This window comes from Pseudomonas sp. ASL9, from assembly GCF_056680335.1.
On sequence record NZ_CM155277.1, the window covers coordinates 5,485,169 to 5,504,138 of the forward strand.

12 protein-coding genes are annotated in these 18,970 nt (G+C 56.4%); 5 read left to right on the plus strand and 7 right to left on the minus strand.

The annotated features are described in order from the left end of the window. The first annotated feature begins 9 nt into the window (after window positions 1-9). Window positions 10-1,359, plus strand: coding sequence for an aminotransferase class I/II-fold pyridoxal phosphate-dependent enzyme (locus tag AC1ME2_RS25300; RefSeq protein WP_480437789.1), 1,350 nt, complete (start codon window positions 10-12; stop codon window positions 1,357-1,359). Here AC1ME2_RS25300 and AC1ME2_RS25305 read toward each other — a convergent pair. The 5 genes from AC1ME2_RS25305 to AC1ME2_RS25325 are packed head-to-tail and all read right to left on the minus strand — an operon-like array spanning window position 1,346 to window position 8,324. Next, window positions 1,346-2,746, minus strand: a complete 1,401-nt coding sequence (locus AC1ME2_RS25305) for a capsular polysaccharide export protein, LipB/KpsS family (RefSeq protein ID WP_480437791.1) — start codon at window positions 2,744-2,746, stop codon at window positions 1,346-1,348. The two genes, AC1ME2_RS25300 and AC1ME2_RS25305, sit on opposite strands and share 14 nt — an antisense overlap. Then, a complete protein-coding gene (locus AC1ME2_RS25310; protein ID WP_480437793.1) occupies window positions 2,743-4,263 on the minus strand; it encodes an LTA synthase family protein in 1,521 nt (506 codons plus the stop codon). Before AC1ME2_RS25310 ends, AC1ME2_RS25305 begins: the two co-directional genes overlap by 4 nt. 4 nt (window positions 4,264-4,267) lie before the next feature. Beyond that, complete coding sequence (locus tag AC1ME2_RS25315; protein WP_480437795.1) at window positions 4,268-5,044, minus strand: SDR family NAD(P)-dependent oxidoreductase; 777 nt, start codon at window positions 5,042-5,044, stop codon at window positions 4,268-4,270. Then, a complete protein-coding gene (locus tag AC1ME2_RS25320) occupies window positions 5,041-6,360 on the minus strand; it encodes a capsule biosynthesis protein (RefSeq protein ID WP_480437798.1) in 1,320 nt (439 codons plus the stop codon). Before AC1ME2_RS25320 ends, AC1ME2_RS25315 begins: the two co-directional genes overlap by 4 nt. Next, window positions 6,297-8,324, minus strand: coding sequence for a capsular polysaccharide biosynthesis protein (locus AC1ME2_RS25325; RefSeq protein WP_480437800.1), 2,028 nt, complete (start codon window positions 8,322-8,324; stop codon window positions 6,297-6,299). The genes AC1ME2_RS25320 and AC1ME2_RS25325 overlap by 64 nt, the downstream gene beginning before the upstream one ends. A gap of 506 nt (window positions 8,325-8,830) precedes the next feature. On the opposite strand from AC1ME2_RS25325, the gene AC1ME2_RS25330 reads away from it, so the two are divergent. From AC1ME2_RS25330 to AC1ME2_RS25345, 4 genes are all read left to right on the plus strand, one after another. After that, window positions 8,831-9,766: a KpsF/GutQ family sugar-phosphate isomerase gene (locus AC1ME2_RS25330; RefSeq protein WP_480437802.1), complete on the plus strand. Its 936-nt coding sequence runs from the start codon at window positions 8,831-8,833 to the stop codon at window positions 9,764-9,766. Between the two features lie 328 nt (window positions 9,767-10,094). Further along, window positions 10,095-11,036 (plus strand): aliphatic sulfonate ABC transporter substrate-binding protein, encoded by a 942-nt coding sequence (locus tag AC1ME2_RS25335; RefSeq protein ID WP_480437805.1) that lies wholly within the window; start codon window positions 10,095-10,097, stop codon window positions 11,034-11,036. Between the two features lie 32 nt (window positions 11,037-11,068). Further along, entirely contained in the window at window positions 11,069-12,394 is a 1,326-nt protein-coding gene (locus AC1ME2_RS25340; protein WP_480437807.1) for an LLM class flavin-dependent oxidoreductase, read from the plus strand. Window positions 12,395-12,601: 207 nt separating this feature from the next. Beyond that, on the plus strand, window positions 12,602-13,948 hold the full coding sequence (locus AC1ME2_RS25345; protein ID WP_480437809.1) for an OprD family porin: 1,347 nt from the start codon (window positions 12,602-12,604) through the stop codon (window positions 13,946-13,948). Between the two features lie 278 nt (window positions 13,949-14,226). On the opposite strand, the gene AC1ME2_RS25350 is transcribed toward AC1ME2_RS25345, so the two are convergent. Then, the gene (locus AC1ME2_RS25350) at window positions 14,227-17,664 is read right to left on the minus strand and encodes an HAD family hydrolase (protein WP_480437812.1); all 3,438 of its coding nucleotides are present in this window, start codon (window positions 17,662-17,664) and stop codon (window positions 14,227-14,229) included. Window positions 17,665-17,879: 215 nt separating this feature from the next. Then, the gene (locus AC1ME2_RS25355) at window positions 17,880-18,956 is read right to left on the minus strand and encodes a polysaccharide biosynthesis/export family protein (protein WP_480437815.1); all 1,077 of its coding nucleotides are present in this window, start codon (window positions 18,954-18,956) and stop codon (window positions 17,880-17,882) included. Window positions 18,957-18,970: the final 14 nt, after the last annotated feature.

The window sequence follows — 18,970 nt, forward strand, 5'->3', positions numbered from 1 at the left end:
TGGCTGAATATGACCGCTAAATCTTCATCAGGGCTGGGCTCTTCAATGAAAGACCAACTGATCCAGCAAGCATTGAAGCGCCGCATGCGTCAGGCCGGCAGCGAGGCACCGAGCGCCTCTCTGGAGGAGGCGCAAAATGCAGCGGCTGCTGTGCCGGAACAGTTTTACCGGTTCGAGCAGCACCCAGGCTACCAACAACTGCGGGTCATGCTGCACGGTGCGGCACGTGTTGGCCTGACCAATCCGTTTTTCAAGCTGCACCAAAGCCTGGCGGGCGCGCAGACCATGATCGGCGGTCTCTCGTACGTCAATTATGCCAGCTACAACTACCTGGGTTACTCGGGTCACCCTCAAGTGGCTGAAGCGGCCAAGGCGGCCATTGATCTTTATGGCACCTCGGTGTCAGCCAGTCGTGCAGTCTCTGGCGATCGTCCGCTGCACCGCGAACTGGAGCGCGAGCTGGCTGAGCTGTATGACGTGGATGACGCGATCACCTTTGTCAGTGGTCATGCCACCAACGTCACCTCGATCGGTTATCTGTTTGGACCGCGCGATCTGATCCTGCATGACGAGCTGATTCACAACAGTGTTCTGCAGGGTATTCAGTTGTCCGGCGCCCGTCGTCTGAGTTTCGCCCACAACGACTGGCAGGCACTTGACCGGCTATTAGGCGATCAGCGCCAGCATTTCGAGCGCGTATTGGTGGTGCTCGAAGGTATCTACAGCATGGACGGCGACTATCCGGACCTGCCGCGCTTTGTCGAGCTTAAACACAAACATCGGGTCTTTCTGATGGTCGATGAGGCCCACTCATTGGGGGTGATGGGGCGCACAGGTAAAGGTATCCGCGAGCACTTCGACCTGGCCGGTAGTGATGTGGACATCTGGATGGGCACGCTCAGCAAAACCCTGGCCAGCTGCGGGGGTTACATTGCTGGCAATACGGCGCTGGTGGAGCATCTGAAGTTTCTCGCTCCGGGTTTTCTCTATAGCGTTGGCATGCCGCCACCCGTGGCTGCGGCAGCTTTGGCCGCCTTGCGCTGCATGAAAGGAGATCAGGATCGAGTGCAATTGCTGCAGGCCAGGGGCAAGCAATTTCTGCACTTGGCCAAAGAGGCGGGCCTGGATGTGGCGACCAGCGCCGGTTTGGCGGTTATCCCGGTCATCACTGGCAGCTCGCTCAAAGCCGCGCAGCTGTCTAGCGCCCTGTTTCAGCGCGGGATCAATGCGCAGCCGATTCTTTACCCGGCAGTGCCAGAGAAAGCCGCCCGGTTACGCTTTTTCGTCTCGTGCGAGCACAGCGAGGAGCAGATCGCCGCGACCGTGGACGCTGTGGCTGAAGAGCTCAAACGTCTTTAAGGCTGCAAGACGGCTTGGAGTTGCGTCGCACAGGCCCTTCGATGCCGAGCATAATCGAGAGGTAATTGCGCAATGGCAGGCAGCGCGGATGAGGTTCGGGTGAGATACCCAGGCCAGACGAGCGCAGAAAACCGTCGTCAATGCGCCAAAGTGGCACATTGTGAGCTGTGGCTCGGGCCTGTAGGTCGATGGGTTCGCGGGCCGCCCAGACGGCCAGCTTGCCACCCTTGGCGGCAATGCGCGGTAAAAGCTCTGGATGATCGCTGGCGAAACTCAGGCGCCCCCAGCGACTGTGCAGAAAACGACGGACAGTGTGCTGTTTGTGACGCTTGACCCCCAGCACCGTTATCGGCCCGGCGAACGCAATGTCTTGAGCTTTCTGTCGCGCCAGATGGCGGGCGACGGTCATCACATCGGTGAGTTGGCCGGTCAACGGATCGACGTAGCGGCAGTAGCGGATATAGGCGGCCGCCACCAACTGCTCCAGGTTTGGATGTGCCTGTCGGCGTGGTACGGCAAGGCGATCATCGGTCAAACCCCAGCCCGCGTAGAAGGGCGCCCCGAAGCACGTCACCGGTATGCCCTGGATCAGCGCCTCCAGCCCGGCCTGGCTGGTGCCCACATAAACCCGCTGTGCGCGGCGAGCCAGAGAGGCCCAGGACAATGGCCGGCTTTCCAGTGGTACGCCACGTGTCCGCGCCACCTCCAGCAGGCAACTTTTTTTGTATCCGTTGACGCAATCAGGGTGGATACGCACACGTACATCCGCACCGGGGTTTTCGGTCAGCGCTGCATCGAGCATGCGGACGAAATCCGCCTCGCACAGTCCTCCACCGGAAATGGAAAAATCGCCGTAGGTCTGATCCACCACCAGCACCAGTGGGGTGCTTTTTCCCAGCGAATCCTCAGCATCCAGATCGGGGGCGTTGTTGTATTTGCCGATGCCGGTACTTCTCATCAGCGCGATCAGTTCATGGGCGGTCTGTAGCTCTGCCGCCGTCAATTGCGCAGGCCGTTGCAGCAGGTTTTCCAGCTGTGAAGGGCGATCGGCCAAATAGTGGATGCCGATAGGGTCCACCACCATCGACAGGGGGGCGTCGCCTTCGACGCCCAGCGAGGAAGAGCGTAAAAACCCGTCCTCCAGTGCGATATAGGGTAATTGCCAGCGCTCGCACAACATTCGTGCCTGGGCCGAGGAGTTTTTGTAGCCGATTCCGGCGATGGCTTTCAGGCCCTTGGGCGCCTTGAGACCACGGCGCCAGAGCCAGAAGGGACGTCCTTCCGGAGAAAGAAACGTGGGTAGATGCAACACTTTCCAGGCCACCCATTGGGACATAATGCCGACGCGGCCCGGACCGTCCACCAATGGCTCAGTGTGTAATGTCACGGACCGACTTCCTTGCAGGCTGTGTGAGAACTACTGCGCTCGACGAAGGCGCTGGCCAGATCTTCCACCGCCATGTCCTTGTGAACGCCATATCTGGTCGCCCGATTGGACCAAATGAAGTAATCGGTATCTCCATCGGGAGCGCTCAGCGCCTGATAGACGTCCGGCAGGATAGGCACATGGTCGCCGAAGAAACACAGGCCAGTGAGTCGTGGCTGTTTGAGCAGGGTGTCGCGTAATTGTCCGAGCATGCGGTCAGCGTTGGCGATATGGCGCAGGTAGGGTGCCAGGTCGCGCAAGCCCTCCGGCAGCGGACGATCGAACCAACGTGGTAATTCGTCCGGGGTAACGCTTTCCAGATGCAGCGGGCCGTGGTTCTCCATGGTCACTGCATGAATATAGAGGGGTTGGGTACGGAGTGGATCGTTCAGCAACGCTATGATTTTCTCGGCCACGGCGCAATCGCCGATAAAGGGCCCCGCTTTTTGCGAGTCGTCGAAGCTGCGGATATCGATGAACTCATCAAAGCCCAGCGCTGGCAGTACCTTGTCGCGGCCATAGAAACTGCCCGCGTACGGGTGGATGAAGACCGTGCGATAACCCTGGCGTTTTAAGTGTGCGGCAATGTTCGGTATGCCTTGGCGGGCCAGCAGCCGGTAGGGATTGAAGCGGTGTACCCCTAGACGATCACCGCCGATGCCCGTGAGAAAGCCAAACTCGGTGCGCACGGTATTGGCGCCCCAAGCCGCCACCTTTAGGCGCCCCTCGACCAACGCTTCACTTCGCAGCACATCGAAGTGACTGAGCACGTGCTTATGGATGCCCGGCCACAAACGACGGACATCGAAGAATGATTCGCTCTGCACTGAGACCAGATCCGGGCGCTCGGCTGTGGATGATGACGGCGCACTGGCAGGCGCAAAGGGAGAACGCAACGCATGGATGTCCACGTTACGGCGTGCCGCCCAGAAATAGGTCCACAGGCTGGCAACAAGGCCCCAGCGTTGAAGGTCTTGGCTGGCTTCAAAACTGGGACGCAACGGCTTGCAACTGCCCATACCCAACAGCACTACACCCGCCATTAACATCAGGCTGCAGGCGACCGTTGCACCGGAGGTCGCAGATTCGACATACAACCCGCCTACCAGGTAGGCGACAAACGCCAATCCCAGGCCGATGGCCTTGCCGATGCCAAAGAAGGGCAAGTACAGGCGCGGAAAACGCACGGCATCAGTGAAATACTCGAAATCGGCACACACGAAAGGCTCTCGCAGCGAGTGGTATTTCGAGTTACTCACTTGCACGATCAACATCCAGATACACAGCACGTTGATTGCGCTGAAATAGGGCCGCCCCGTCAGCCCATAGACCAGGGCCAGGGAAACACTCCAGATACCGGCGTGCAGCAGCCAGCCACGGATTGGCCGACGCAGTCGCGGACGGGGCACGAGCAGCGCTTCGATCAGGCAGGAAATCACAAAACCCAGCAGCAAAACCCAGTAAATAGGAGTATTCAACGTCTCAAACACCATAATCCAGCCATCGCAAAATCATTGACGACATGCATGGAGGAATCCCGCACAGGGCCCAGCATCCGAGGTTCAAGGGGAAGGGAAAACTGATACGCGCCTGGTTTGCCGCCAGGCCCTTTCGAATGCGCAGGGCGGCTTTTTCCGCTACCCATAAGAAGGGCTTGGGCCCAGGCATTTCGAAGCACATTTTTGATTCGACATAGCCAGGCATGATCACGTTGACCCTCACGCCTTCAGGGGCAAGCCAATCGCGAATGGCTTCGCCGTAAGCTCTGATCGCCGCCTTGCTCGCGCTGTAGCTAGGTGTGGAGGGCAGGCCACGCCAGCCAGCCAAGGAACTGAACAGCACAATCTGGCCGCTACGGCGTACGCGCATGGCGGGCAGTGCGGCATCCACTGTGGCCATGACCGCCAACACGTTGACTTCGATCAGGGCCTGGGTCGCGGTCCATTCTTCCGCCTCGCCGTTGGGCCCGATGGCCGTGTTCAGCCCGGCACCGATGATGATCAGGTCTGGCTGTTCGGTTTCACTGATCCGGGTAATCGCGGTGCGCAGGGCTGGCAGATCGCGGACATCCAGCGGTTCAAGCATCACCCTGGCACCTGCCGCGCGACACGCCAGGGCCATTTCCTCCAGACGATCAACACGGCGCCCTTGCAGGATCAATGTCACCCCAGGGGCTGCATATTCGGTTGCCAGCGCGCCTCCGATACCTCCTGTGGCTCCGGTAATAAGAACGCAGCGTGGCGGCGTGGAGCGTTTCATAGGAACTGTTCGATTCTTGAAGTTTTGGCCATGAGGACTTCCAGCGAATTGCTCACCGCCATGTCGATGCCACAGCGGGTGTAAAAACCGCCGTTGACCTGAGTGGTGTGGATGACCGTATTGCGAAAGCGCTGGAACAACGTTGAGTCGGGCGCTTGCGGCGTGCGCCAGAAGTCGTCAAGGCTGCCTTCGTGAGTCAGGCCTTTCATGGCATAGATCGGGTTGCTCAGGACAAAAGTCGGCCGGTTGTGCAGGAGAGACGAGGCGCCCACCGTGCTGTTGACCGTGACCACCCCGGCGACATGGGACAACAGCGTCGGCATATGCCCGCTCTCCAGGAAGTCGACCCGGTCGGCGATAGCGTACTGCCCGGCCATCACTCGCGTGATGCGGTGGTAGTCGACGAGGCCAGGCGTCAGCGGGTGGTTCTTGACCACCAGCCGGGCATCCCCAGGGGCATTGGCCGCAAACGAAGACAATACGTGATGCAGTACTTCGCTCATGTTGGCGAACTGAGAGTGATCACGGATCTGTGCATCGCTGTCCAGTTGCAGGGGCAGCAGGAACGTCGGGCGCGGGTTGCTCGTGACATGGCGGATGACATCGGCATCGCGAGCTTTGGCCTGGACCAGTCGTACGCCATGGCGGATGTAGCCACTGTACTCGACGGCGGCGTTGTAGGGCGCGTGCGTGCGGTAATGCGGGAAGCAGACTTTATTCAGTACGCCCCCCACGTGATACATCACATCGTGAAAGGCGCGGGAGGTAAAGGACAGACGGAACGCGTTGCCATTCTGGTAACGCGGAATGTGTTTGCCCACCTCCCGATACCATTCCGGATCCCGGGGCAGTCGAGAGTGGTTGTTCACCCCATCCCGCTCAAGGGTCACCCAGTAGGGTCTGAAATAACCCTCTTCGAACACATGCACACGAATGCCCAGACGCTTGGCCAGTTGTACCGCAGGCTGGTGCACCGGGCGCCGATCACCAAACAACACCAGATCGGTGACGCTGTGCTTGCGGAAACATTCGCTGTAAAAGTCCTTAAGCTGCTCCGGTCTGGATGAATAAAAGACGCGCGAGCCAGAACCATACAGGGTATCTCCTATATTGAAGTTGACCGACCTTACCTGTTGCCCTTCATTGCGCAACGCTTGGACCAGTCGGGCAAAGAATGGCGAACTCACGCCTTGCAAGAACAGAAACGAATTGCGCGGTTTCCTCAAATGGCGTGGAGCAAAGGCTTTGGACGTCAGTCGCTCGGCAGCGGTCTTTTCAAAAAGCTGCGGACTAAACGCTGAAATACTTTTCGCCATTCTCTTTGCTCTCCTTGCGCGGGCAGGTCATGCCAGTCTTGCAATTCCAGAAGTGTCTGTTCAGGGGTGGTAAAGCGTTGGGTAATGCGGCTTACATACGTGGGGTATCTGATCAGCGCGCTGGCCACCAGCTCGTCCAGGCTCAGGCGCCTTAGCCGACGAGCCTGGACGTTCGGATGAATATCGACATCAATGGTCAAACCCCAGCCGGCATAAAAAGGTTGCCCATAAGTCGTTACCGGCACTCCGCGTAGCAACGCCTCGAAGCCGGACTGGGAGGTCAGCACGTGCACCTCGTCCACCTCCGCAAGCAATTCATGAAAGGGTGAATTGCCCACCACCTGATCGCACCAGTCGACAGTGAGGTTTTCGTCTGCGCCTTGCGCTCGTGTCCCGGCCAATACCTCTGGGTGCGGCTTGTACAGCAACCAGGCTTTCGGATGGCGTTTGCGTACCGCTTGCAGCAGTTGCAAGTTGCTTCGGACCTGATTGGCACCGAGGCGGATCGAGGCGTCCGACTCGACTTGCCCCGTTACCAAGATGATGTGATTGACCCCCACAGGTCGTTTCCATTGGGTGCCGGGCAGGTTGTACTTGGTTATGCCCGCCTTACAGATGGCTTCCCTTAATGCAGTCGCGCGGCTGAGAAGCGCGGATTCGCAGGTCTGGTGTTGCAGCATGTATTCCAGTCGCGAAGTACGCGTCGCGTCGTAATAGATACCCAGATCATCGACCACCCAGGATAACGGGCGATTTTTCAACGCACCGAGGCCTACCGAGCGCAAAAAGCCGTCCTCGACCCGGCTTACCGGATGACCACGAACAAGCAGGTCGTCGTCATGCTTGCAACCCCAGCTCACCACGTGCTCGGAGTTATTCAATCGCCTGACCTTTTTGACGAAACGGATCGACGAGCCGTTGAAGAACTGCTGTGCCAGAGGCCGTTTCCACTGAGTAAAGCCCAGCATCTGAATCGTTTCGGGCAGGCTGCTGCGTTTGCATCGCTGGAGGCCCAACCAAGCCATTAGCACCTCCGGGGTACAAGGCTGCCCGGACTCCGGGCTGACATAACGCGGGTACTCCACCAGTGCGGCGTGGATCAGTTGCTCCAACGTCACGGGTTGCCGGCGGGCTGGGGCTGGCTGGGCATCGAGGGTCAAACCCCAGCCTGCATAAAACGGCATGCCGAACGTGTACACCGGCACATTCCAGAGCAATGCATCAAAACCCAGTTGTGAGGTCATCACATAAACGGCCCGCATCATAGGCAATAGCTCGGCGGGATGGATGTTCCGGGAAATCACCTGAACCCGTGGCTGATGCGCCAGCTCGGCGATGTCGAAGTGACCGCGCTTACGCCCGGCCACGACATCAGGATGCACCTTGAGCAACACCGTGCAGTCCGGGTGTTCATCCAAAGCCACGTGCAGCATGCGCTGGAAATCAGCGGCGCTTGCGCCCTGCAATGAGGCATCACCAAGCGTCTGATCGGCCACCAGTACGCAATGGGGTGGCAAGCTCAGCGTCTCGATACGCGCATCGTTGTACTTGGAAACCCGTTCCTGCTGCCAGCTCGTCTGTAAGGTCTGGGCACGTGCGGTCTCAGGCTCACTCAATGGGCGCGGGATCAGTGTTTCCAATCGGGATGGCAAGGTAGCGTCGTAATAAATACCCAGGTCATCGACCACCAAAGACAATGGCGATTCATCCGCACCCAGACCCACTGAGCGGAGAAAACCGTCTTCAACCGTCAGCACTGGCAGCCCCGATTTTTGCGCTTCACGTTGCGCCAACAGCGCGCTGGGCTTGCGACCCCAAGCCAATACCGCATCAGCCTTTTGAATATCGCGCACGGCACCGCAAAGCAGCCGGTAATCGGGTAACAATTGGGGGAGGGTAGTGATGCGGTGCGCGCCTTTCGACAAGATCAGCAAGCAGGGGCGCGGCGATAAATCGTCATCCATGGCTAAGAAGCGGACATTCCAATTGAGGGTAAATATAAAAAAACAGGTGCGCAATTGGAAGGTTGTTAGGGGCCTATCCATGCAGGCGCGAATAGTAATACACGTTATGAATTTCTCATCCCGTACTTTGTGAATAGATTGTTAGAAAATGTTGAAGGATCCTACAGATAGTGGCTTTTTTTGAAATGAGTACACAGACCAATATTCTCTGGCGTAACGGCAGTCGATCTTTTTTGCGGGTACTCAAAAAATGTCTCCTGCCGCAGGCAATGCCAGCGTGAGCCCCCCGTAACTGAAGGCCTTGCGGCGAGAGGAACAGATTCTTGCGCAGGTGATCCATGTGGCAAAAACAGCTCGGGCGTTTAAAATAAACACCGTAAATCAACATTGGCGCTCACGATGGAGGCGATTCCGGACTAGAAATGATAGCGACGTGCTAGTGGTTTCCGCATAGAGACAGAGTGGCTAACATGCGCCCTTATTAATCAAGGACCGATCGCTTTCCCATGAATCACCTTCCAATCGCTAAAGAAGCACTGACCACACAAGCTCAAGCCATCAGCCAGCTTGCCGAGCGTATCAATGGTGAGTTCCAGCGTGCCGTTGAAATGATCCTGGCGTGCAAAGGGCGTGCAGCAGTTTGCGGCATGGGCAAGTCAGGCCTGATCGGCCAGAAAATGGTCGCGACCTTTGCCTCCACCGGTACTCCGAGCCTGTTTCTGCACCCAGCCGAAGCTTTTCACGGTGACCTGGGCATGCTCAAGCCTATCGACGTGCTGATCATGATCTCCTACAGCGGTGAAACCGAAGAAGTCATTAAGCTGATCCCAAGCCTGAAATCCTTCGGTAACAAGATCATCGCCATGACCGGTAACGGCCAGTCGAGCCTGGCCAAGCATGCAGACGTCTGGCTGGACATCTCCGTAGACCGGGAAGTGTGCCCAAACAACCTGGCGCCCACGACCTCGACCCTGGCGACCATGGCGATGGGCGATGCACTGGCAGTGGCCCTGATCGAAGCGCTGGACTTCAAACCGGTGGACTTTGCGCGCTACCACCCCGGCGGTAGCCTGGGTCGTAAATTGCTGACGCGTGTCAGCGACGTGATGAAAACGGTCATACCTAACGTAGCGCTGGACACCCGCTTCCACGACTGCCTACTGGTCATGACCTCCAGTCGTCTGGGCCTGGCGGTGGTGATGCATGAGAACAAACTGGTTGGCATCGTCACCGATGGCGATTTGCGCCGTGCATTGCTGGTCAACCCCGGAGTGGTCAACTCGAACGTTGCCAGCTTCATGACGCCGAACCCGCACACCATTAAGGCCAATGCTCAATTCTCTGAAGCCGAAGCCTATATGCTCGATCACAAAATACGCGCGCTACCGGTGACGGCTGATGGCAGTGATGAAGTGGTGGGAGTTGTGGAGATTTTTGATTAGGGTTTCTGATAAAACGTAAACATAGACTGGCCAATAAATCCCGTTGAACCCTCGAAGGACAGTGGTGACTCAACGGGGTTTATTGCGCCAGCTTCAGCCTGCTGCCAACGGTACGCAGCGGCGTGGTCAAAATTGACCTGAAGAAGCCACCGGCCCGCTCGATTACTGCTCTGGAATAACCATAGAACTATATGGTTCTTTCATAATCATCAATCATTAATATAATCAATTTTGCTTTCAGGCCCGGCCCTCGATCCTCGCCAGACGCAACACCGCTGACTCCGTTATTTGCTCAGCCCCTACGACTTCTCTCACCCCAAGGCTTTTCATGAAGTTGAAACAACTTATCGTCGCCGCCAGTCTGCTCTTCGCCGCCGCGGGAGCTCATGCACAGCAAGCCATCGATATCAGTTACCAGCGGTCCTCGACGCTATGGATTTTGCTCAAGCAGAACGGCCAATTGGAAGAGCGTCTGAAACCCTTGGGCTTCACCGTCAACTGGCATGAATTCAGCACCGGTCTGCTCAGTTCTCTGAACGCTGGCAGTGTCGATCTGCATGCCGATGTGGCGGACGCCTTCGCGCTGTTTACCCAGGCTGCCGATGCACCGCTGACCTACTACGCGCAGGAGAATTCGTCGCCCAGCGCGCAGGCGATCATCGTCCAGGACAATTCACCGATCCATAGCGTCGCCGATCTGAAAGGCAAGACCGTTGCCGTCTCGAAAGGCTCGGGAAGTAACTATCTACTTATTTCGGCGCTGAAAAAAGCCGGACTGACGCTTGCCGATATCACGCCGCGCTACCTGGAAGCGCCGGATGGCGGGGCTGCGTTCGCCAGCGGCAATGTCGATGCCTGGGCCATCTGGGATCCGTTCCTGGCGACTCAACAGTTGGATCATCACGTGCGCGTGCTGGCTGATGGCAAGGGTGGAGTAGCCGATTACAACCGTTTCTATCTGGCAACGACGACGTTCGCCAAGGCCCATCCGGAGGTGTTGCAAGTGACCTTCGATACCCTGCGCGAGACCGGGCAGTGGGTCAAAGCGCACCCGAAAGAGGCCGCGCAGGCGCTCGGGCCGCTGTGGGGCAATATCCCGCCGACCACGGTCGAGTTGGCTAACTCCCGTCGCAGCTACGACATCGTACCGGTCAAGGTCAATGACCTGGCCGAGCAGCAACGTATCGCTGAAACCTATTACGCGACGAAGCTGATTCCCAAGCCGATTAAGGTTTCCGACATCACCGTCTGGGCCCCGAAGGCAAAGTAAGAAGATCACTTCTATTCCTTTGGAGAGTTGTTATGAGTCGTCAAATTCACCTGGCCGCGTTCTTGCTGACCGGACCGGTCATCCACAGTCACGCGGTGTGGCGTCACCCGGAAACTATCGGTAATTACCTCGACCCCGAGTACTACGCACGCGTCGCCAACGTGGTGGAGGAGGGGCTGTTCGACTTCCTGTTTTTCGCCGATCGCCTCGCGGTCGGCGACCAGATGGGTGGCTCCCGCGATCTGGCGTTGCGTTATGGTGCCCAAGACGCGACACGCCTGGACCCATTGCCGATCATGTCTTATCTGGTAGGGCAGACCCGTAAGCTGGGTCTGGGTGCAACCCGTTCCACCACGTATTACGAGCCCGCGCATATCGCCCGGGAATTCGCGACCCTGGATCACCTGTCCAAGGGGCGTGCTGCCTGGAACATCGTCACCTCGATGAACGACAGTGAAGGGCGTCTTTTCGGCAAGGATAAGCACCTTGAGCATGACCTGCGTTACGACCGCGCGGACGAATTCGTCGAAGTGGCGTTGAAGCTGTGGCGCAGCTGGGGGCCGGACGCGCTCAAGCTGGACCGGGAAAGTGGAGTGCTGGCCGATCCGTCGAAAATCCACTCAGTTCAGCACAGTGGCGAATGGTTCAAGGTTGAAGGACCGCTGAATATTCCGCGCACGCCGCAAGGGCGACCTGTGCTTATTCAGGCAGGCTCGTCCGGTCGAGGTCGGCGTTTCGGTGCGCGTTGGGCCGAGGCGATCTTCACCATTCATCCGCATTTGAGCGCGATGCGCGCTTTCCGCGACGACGTCCGTGCTCAGGTCGTGCAACAGGGTCGCGATGCCGACACCTGCAAGGTGCTGACGGCGGTCATGCCGTTCATTGGCGGCACCGAGGCCGAAGCGCGAGCCAAGCGTGACAAACACAACGCGCTGGCACGTCCCGAACTGGGTCTGGTAACGCTGGCCTCGCAACTGAATGTCGACCTGTCACCATTCCCGTTGTCCGCGACCCTGGCCGAAATCGTCCAGTCGCCGCTGATTCATCCCGCCGCTGCAGAAAAGCTGCTGATGCAGGGCCCGGAAACCACGCTGGAACAACTGGGTCGCATTTTTGCCAGCAGCGTTCGCGTGCCGCAACTGGTGGGTACCGGTGCGCAAATCGCCGATCAACTGGCCGACCTGTTCCTCGGCGACGGATGCGACGGCTTTGTGATCTCCCCAGGCTATCTGCCGGGATCATTCAGCGAATTCGCCGAAAGTGTGATTCCGCATCTGCAACGCAAAGGGCTATTCCGCCGAGCTTACGAAGGTTCGACCTTGCGTGAGCATCTGGGGCTTGCCGAGCTGAAGGACTGAGCGCCTCCATCAACGAAACAGGTGGCTGTTGTCGCCGTAAATGCTATTAAACTTTCGTCTGGTTTAATACTATAGTTGTACTAGGCGGTTTTAATGCATAAGTAGCTATCGTATAGGTCTTAGACATTATAAGTACGTAACGTCTAACATGCTGTTGCTGATAAGCAGCGCTCTCTACAAAAACCTATTAAGTAGTTAGGAATATTTATGTACAAGAAAACCTTGTCGGCGGCCGTCGCGCTCGCGGCATTATCCTTGGGGGCTCATGCGGATGACGTCTCGGAGCATGGCTTTCTGGAAGATAGCAAGGCCGACCTGAGACTACGTAACTTTTACATCAACCAAGACAACCGTGCTGCTTTGACGCCGAAAAATAATAACTATCAAGCTGAGTGGGGCCAAGGTTTCATACTCGACTTCAGGTCGGGCTACACTCAAGGTCCGGTTGGTTTTGGTGTCGATGCACTGGGTATGTTGGGCGTTAAATTGGACTCCAGCCCTGCGAAACACGGTAATTTGTCGGGTTCTGCCTCCGGCGGTATCGTTTTTCCAACGGAAGGCAGCCACGCTGTTGACGAATTTGCGTCCTTAGGTTTAACCGCCAAAGCTAAAATATCCAACACCGAACTGAAGCTGGGTACCTTGATGCCGAAACTACCGGTCATCGTGTCCAACGATGCTCGTCTGTTGCCGCAAACATGGCAGGGTGGCCAGATAACGTCTTCCGATATCGCCGACCTGACGTTGATTGGCGGTGAGATCGAAGAAGTGAAAGGCCGTAATTCCACCAACGATAAAAACTTGTCCATTAATGGCGCCAACAGCACGACAGCTACCGGAAGGAGTAGCAATAAATTCATCTATGCTGGCGGCGATTACGCGCTGACCAAAGACCTGACATTGCAGTACTACTACGGCGGTCTGGAAGACTTCTACACGCAGAACTTCCTGGGTCTGGTACACAATTTGACCATTGGTCCAGGCGTGCTGAAGAGCGACCTTCGTTACTTCAACAGCAAGGATGATGGTGCCAACAGTCACGATCCTTTGTACTTCACCACTGGTTTTTATGGTGGAAAAGTTGTCAAAGGCAAGGTCGACAACAACCTGTATAGCGGCCTGTTCCTGTACAGCGTTGCGGGTCACACTTTCGGGGGAGGGTATCAGGCCAGCAACGGCGACAGCGACTTTCCTTGGCTAAACCAGGGTGACGGCTCGTCCAATGGCACCATTACCGACGCGCAGATCCAGAAATTCGCTCGGGCCGGCGAGAAGACTTGGCAAGCTCGTTACGGCTATGACTTTGCTGCGGTCGGTCTGCCGGGTGCAACCGCCGCCGTTGTGTACCTGAAAGGCGACAGCATCGAGACGCCGACCACTCAAAGTGCCAGCGAATGGGAACGTGACCTCACCGTGGGTTATGTAGTGCCCGAAGGCACACTGAAAGGTTTCGGCGTGATGTGGAGAAACGCCATGTGGCGTAACAATATCCCTGGTCAAAACGAGCAAGATGAAAACCGCTTAATCCTTAGCTATACCCTGTCACTCCTGTAGCCAACGTAGCGCGAAAAGCGCTTGCTTGAGCTTCTGCCAGGGGGGCGCGAGCCGTTGTGCGCCAGGGAAGGCGAACTGTGCGTTGGAAATGTCGAGTGGTTGACGATAGGACCATCAGGTTCATGGAGGGCGTTCAGCGAACTCCGCGCCCCTCATGCCCCAAGCTTTGGTTGTCGGACACTTGCTGTCGCAGCACTTAGAGGAATAGTAAATACCTCGGGCGTTCCATTGAGACAGGGTCGTTTTTCTCGAAAATGATAATCGGTTGAGCGCCCTCCTCAATGATGGGGTTGGCGGTACATATAAATACTGCCCAGCAGTTTTACATGCGCCGATTTTGAATCGGCAAAGAATTTTTTGGGGGTGAATTCAAATTTTTTGAATTTGCTATCGTTCGAGGTTTTCCTCACCAGCCACCGGATAACAATATGCTCAACACGCGTTCCTTTTTGCTTATCTTTGATAGCGGTAACGCCCGTTTCTGACGATGATTTTGTTGTTTTTTTATTTCTTTTTAATACGTCGGCACCCGCTTTCCAGACGCAATTCGCTTCTAAATTATTCTCTTCTGGAAGAACTATCTTTAAACCCGCACCACCATAGGCATCCTCGAAAACGAGGCCTGTGAACATCCGAGCATCAACCGGATGCGGGTCTCTGAAGAATTTTTCCAGTACGCGTAGCGACTTAACGGGCTCGATATCCAGGGCTTTCAAGTGGTTGCCAAAGATGCGTGCTGCATCTTCAATAAAGCTGATTGCGCCTTTGTGGATACGGTGAACCACCTCCTCGCGTTTTGCTTCGCCGGCAAGGCGATCCATGAAGATCGGTGTCAGGTGGCCATTCCAGTCGCGATCCATGCGAACGAAGGACGTGTCCACACTGCTGAAGAGCGTTTCATAGAGTGGCACGTTGCGGCAGAACGGGTGGTGGGTGTCATGACGATCCACGAACTCACCCAAGTAACCTTTGATCGGCATGCCATAGGCATCTACGCGTTTCAGGGCCTGGCGGAAGGTCATCAGATAATAGCCACCGAACAGTTTCTGGCGATCAGTCAGCAGGTACAGAGATTCCTGCATGGTGCCGGCGTAGCCGATGTCCACCAAAGCAACCTCACCCTCATCAGGCAGCCCCGTGCCTTGAAGGTATTCGAGGTAGTTATCGCGCTCTGTACCCGCAGCACTGACAATCAACGGCAGAAGATCAAGGAACAGCGGCTTAAGTATCCCTTGATGTTTTTGGGTGACGATCGTTTCGAGGGTCAGATTATGTTTGGCGAGAATATCGACTGGGACACTTGCCGGATAAAGACCAAAGCGGGAGGAGAGCAGGTGCTGGACCGTGGTACGGGCAAAGTCCACATGCAGTAGGTCCATGACGCCATGTTCGTCGCGTACCTTGGCCAGATTCACCGCTCTGCGCGAGCAAAGCAGGTAGTGACTGCTTGGTGCGCCAGGATAGTGTTGGGCTATACGGTCGTATGCCTCCTTCATGATCAAGCCGTCGCGAGACAAGAAGTAAAGACGCTTTACACCGTCACGGATCGCTTTTTCCATCAGCCATTTGGTGTAGCCCAGGAGCATTGGACCTTGGCCGTAATAACCCAGGCGCCAAGGGTCGCCGCAGAACAGTGTCCCGCGTCGATGAGGCAGGTACGGGTTGTCATGGAATCGGTTGCCCGCAACCGCGAGAATCATTTTCCAATCGAGAGAGTGACGTTCCTCATCACGAGACCAAGGAGTCGTGAAGCTGTCGCACTCAGCGAAGACTTCTGAGGCTTTGACCAAGTGGAACGGTTTGATACCACGTTCTTTGGCTCGCACGACGTCGGCAGCGACGTTATCTCCCACGTGCAGAATCGTTTTCGGATCTACATTGAGGTCTTCAAGGACGTGATCGAACAGTCTACCGTTGTGTTTCTTGACTCGGGCTTCAGACGATACGTAAAAGCGCTCATAGCCTTCATAACCATTCTTTTTCAGGATGGCTTCCAGGAAGTCACGGGGCAGATACATGTCGGAAATAATGATGATGCGCTTGCCCAGGCTACGGGCTTCGTTGAATGCCTTGACGCCGGACAGCCTTGGATAAAGGATGTCCATTTCCATCTGCATTTCCAGTTGCTGGACGCGCTTTGCCACTGCCTGGCCTACGCCCGTTTGTTCTGCGAAAGCCTGGTAGATTTCATCGATCCGGGTCTCGCCATCACCGCGTGCAATAGCGTCCTCGAAGGCGGCTTTCTCCGCTGCGCGTCTGGCAGCGCGGAAATCCAGGGAGGGAATACTACAAATATGACGCACCTCTTCGGACATGAATTCAAACATGTCTGAAGGGGATTTGAACGGGCGATACAGCAGCGTATCGAACACATCGAACGAAATGATGGGGTACCGCAGAATCTGCTGTGAAAGTTCCCGGCAGTGGTCCATTGAAGACTCTTCGCGTATCTGGTTGAAGTAGCCCAGTTGTTTCAGGTACTCAGGTTCGCGTCGAAGCGCCATGAGCGCTTCGGCGACCGGTTCGTCGTCGGTCCAGCTCGGGAAGTCGCCAGCGGGCCGGGTTGCGACTTTCTGAAGCCAGCCTGCATAGCCTTTACCATCCTCTGCAAGCATCTTCGCGGGCAGGTGTCGGGAACTGATGGTTGAAATGATCAGATCATCGCGCACGATCGGACTGCCAGCAGTGACCTGTTCGAAGAATTCGTTCCAGTCGTTGGCTGTGGCGAACGGAGTGATGTGGCTGGCGCCAAGCGTCAGTAAAGGCTTTTGCCAGAAAGCTGCCTGATAGCCAAGGGAGGAGGAGATAGTAATTACCCCGTCCATCTCCGGGACCAGCAACTGCGACACCGACGGTATTTTGTTGAAGTTTTCGAAGTAAGCAAAGTTCGGAAAGCGCGAGCGCAGGTAGCTGATGTTGTGTTCAGTCAATACCGCACTGCGGGTCTGCCCGGACCAGTAGTTGGTCACCACCAACGCCTGGTTTTCCGGCATGTGATTCATGATGTCTATCAACACATCGAACTGGCTGCGACGCCCCAATACAGAGTCGATCATGAAGTAGCCGTCGATCTGCAGTGGCAACAGGATCACGCTACGAAAGCGTTGTTTCAGGTCGCTGATCGGTATCTGTGTCGGGGCCACAGAACTCAGGAACCGAGCTTCATGGTCTCTCAATCTGTCGAGGGCTTCTATTTCTGCTTGGTCGACTGATTGATTGGCGGGAAAAGTACTGTCGCCTAGCAGGCCAGTATCAAAGGCTACAAGAGACGCGAATGGGGAACGGGAGAAAAAGCCAGGCATCTGATAGATGATGCGTGCCTTGGGAAAAATGTCCCCAAGGCACGCCATTGGGGATTCCCAGACAATAATGATGTCGGGTTCGAAGCCTGTCGGGATACCTGCTTTGAGCAGGTCGCCAAGGCGTGTGTGTTCGCCTTCTTTGTAGTTTTTGGCTTGATGCCTGAGCGAGCGCTCCAGGGTGTTTTCGCCCTCGGTCCAGGTTAAGGGATCTATTGTCGATAACGATCCGAGCGCTGTGACGTGCCCGTCGCGTAGAGCCCGTTCGGCAATGACCTGGCTTACTATGCTGTGGATCTTGACGCCAGCGCCGCGTAGCGCGGTGATTTGGGGAACGATGGAACTGCGAAACGTGGCATAGCGAAACTCAGGATTACCCAGCTCGATGGCGGGCTCCAGATAGAAAAGGATGTTCATTTAAATTCCTTGGCATCTACTGGAGTGTTTCTTATAGGGGCAATCCTTGAGCCAGCTTATAGAAAGACCTGGATGTGACATCCCTGTCTTTTAATGTATTAGAGCTGTACCAAAATCACGGGCCCAACAAACACTCCACTCAGATAAAAATGGGTTTTCCTGTTGCCTCGATATTCTTCAAGGCGACAGTCACGCAGGCGTTGGGCGTCGCCTGATTAGTTCTGGCTCATACCCACAGCGCGGCCAAGTACGAGGGTTTGCACGATAGGGCCGATGATTTTTTGCCACTCATACACCGCAGCGTTAGTCACATAGATAGTGTCGTCTGGTTTGAGCACGACTTGCCTGGCATAAAAGATCGCAGCAGGGTCACGCATATCAATGCGCATTACGATTGGCTTGGCCGGTTGTGACGAACTGGCGTCACCCATGCGAAATACGAAAACCCCTTTTGGGTTCGCATTGGCCTCTTTCAAACCACCGACGGAGCCCAAAGCATCCAGCAAGCTGGTGTTTTGAGCGGGCAGATCATGCAAGCCAGGGTCACCCACGGCGCCCATTGCCACGAAGCGCTGGCGGGAACGGTCCAGAATCACTTCTGAATTGGGTTTCAGAACGAAGTTGTTGCCGGCCAGCACCTCTTCATAATTGAGGGTGGTGACCTGGCTACCATTACGCACGGTCACGTTGACCAGATGCGGTTCCATGACCGGTCCACCGGCCTGGTTGATGGCGTCCAGGAGTGTCAGCGGACCTTGCAGGGTAGAGAAACGCCCCGGTGCTTTTACTGCGCCCGCGACCAGCACGGAACCGGAGAGATCGCCAACGAGATCGACATGAGCCTGCACGTCCGAGGTTACCCCTTTCAGTTTTTGACGAATCATGTCTTCGACCTCGATCAGGGTCATGCCCGCGACCAACTGATGGCCGACGTAGGGCAGGGAGATCATCCCCTGCGCGTCGATGCGCACTTTAAGTTGAGTGCCGCCGGTAGACAGGGGTGCGAACAATGCAGAGCCTGCCGGCGCGTTGTCGGTGATCAGTACGTTGATCACGTCACCGCCCATCAGGCGTACGGTCGACGCAACCGGACGGGTGATGGTTGCGGTGGGCGGCTTGGCGGCTGGGCGCATGAAGGGGGCGATGGTGCTCGCGTTGATGTCCACCAGGTCATACGTGGTGTTCTTGCTTTCAATATCGCCCTTGTACGGACCCGCACCCGACAGCGTGTTGCTGCAGCCGGACAGGGTAAGGGTCACCAGTAATAAACCCGCGACAGCACTGTTTCGCATGCTTGAGTTCAGGG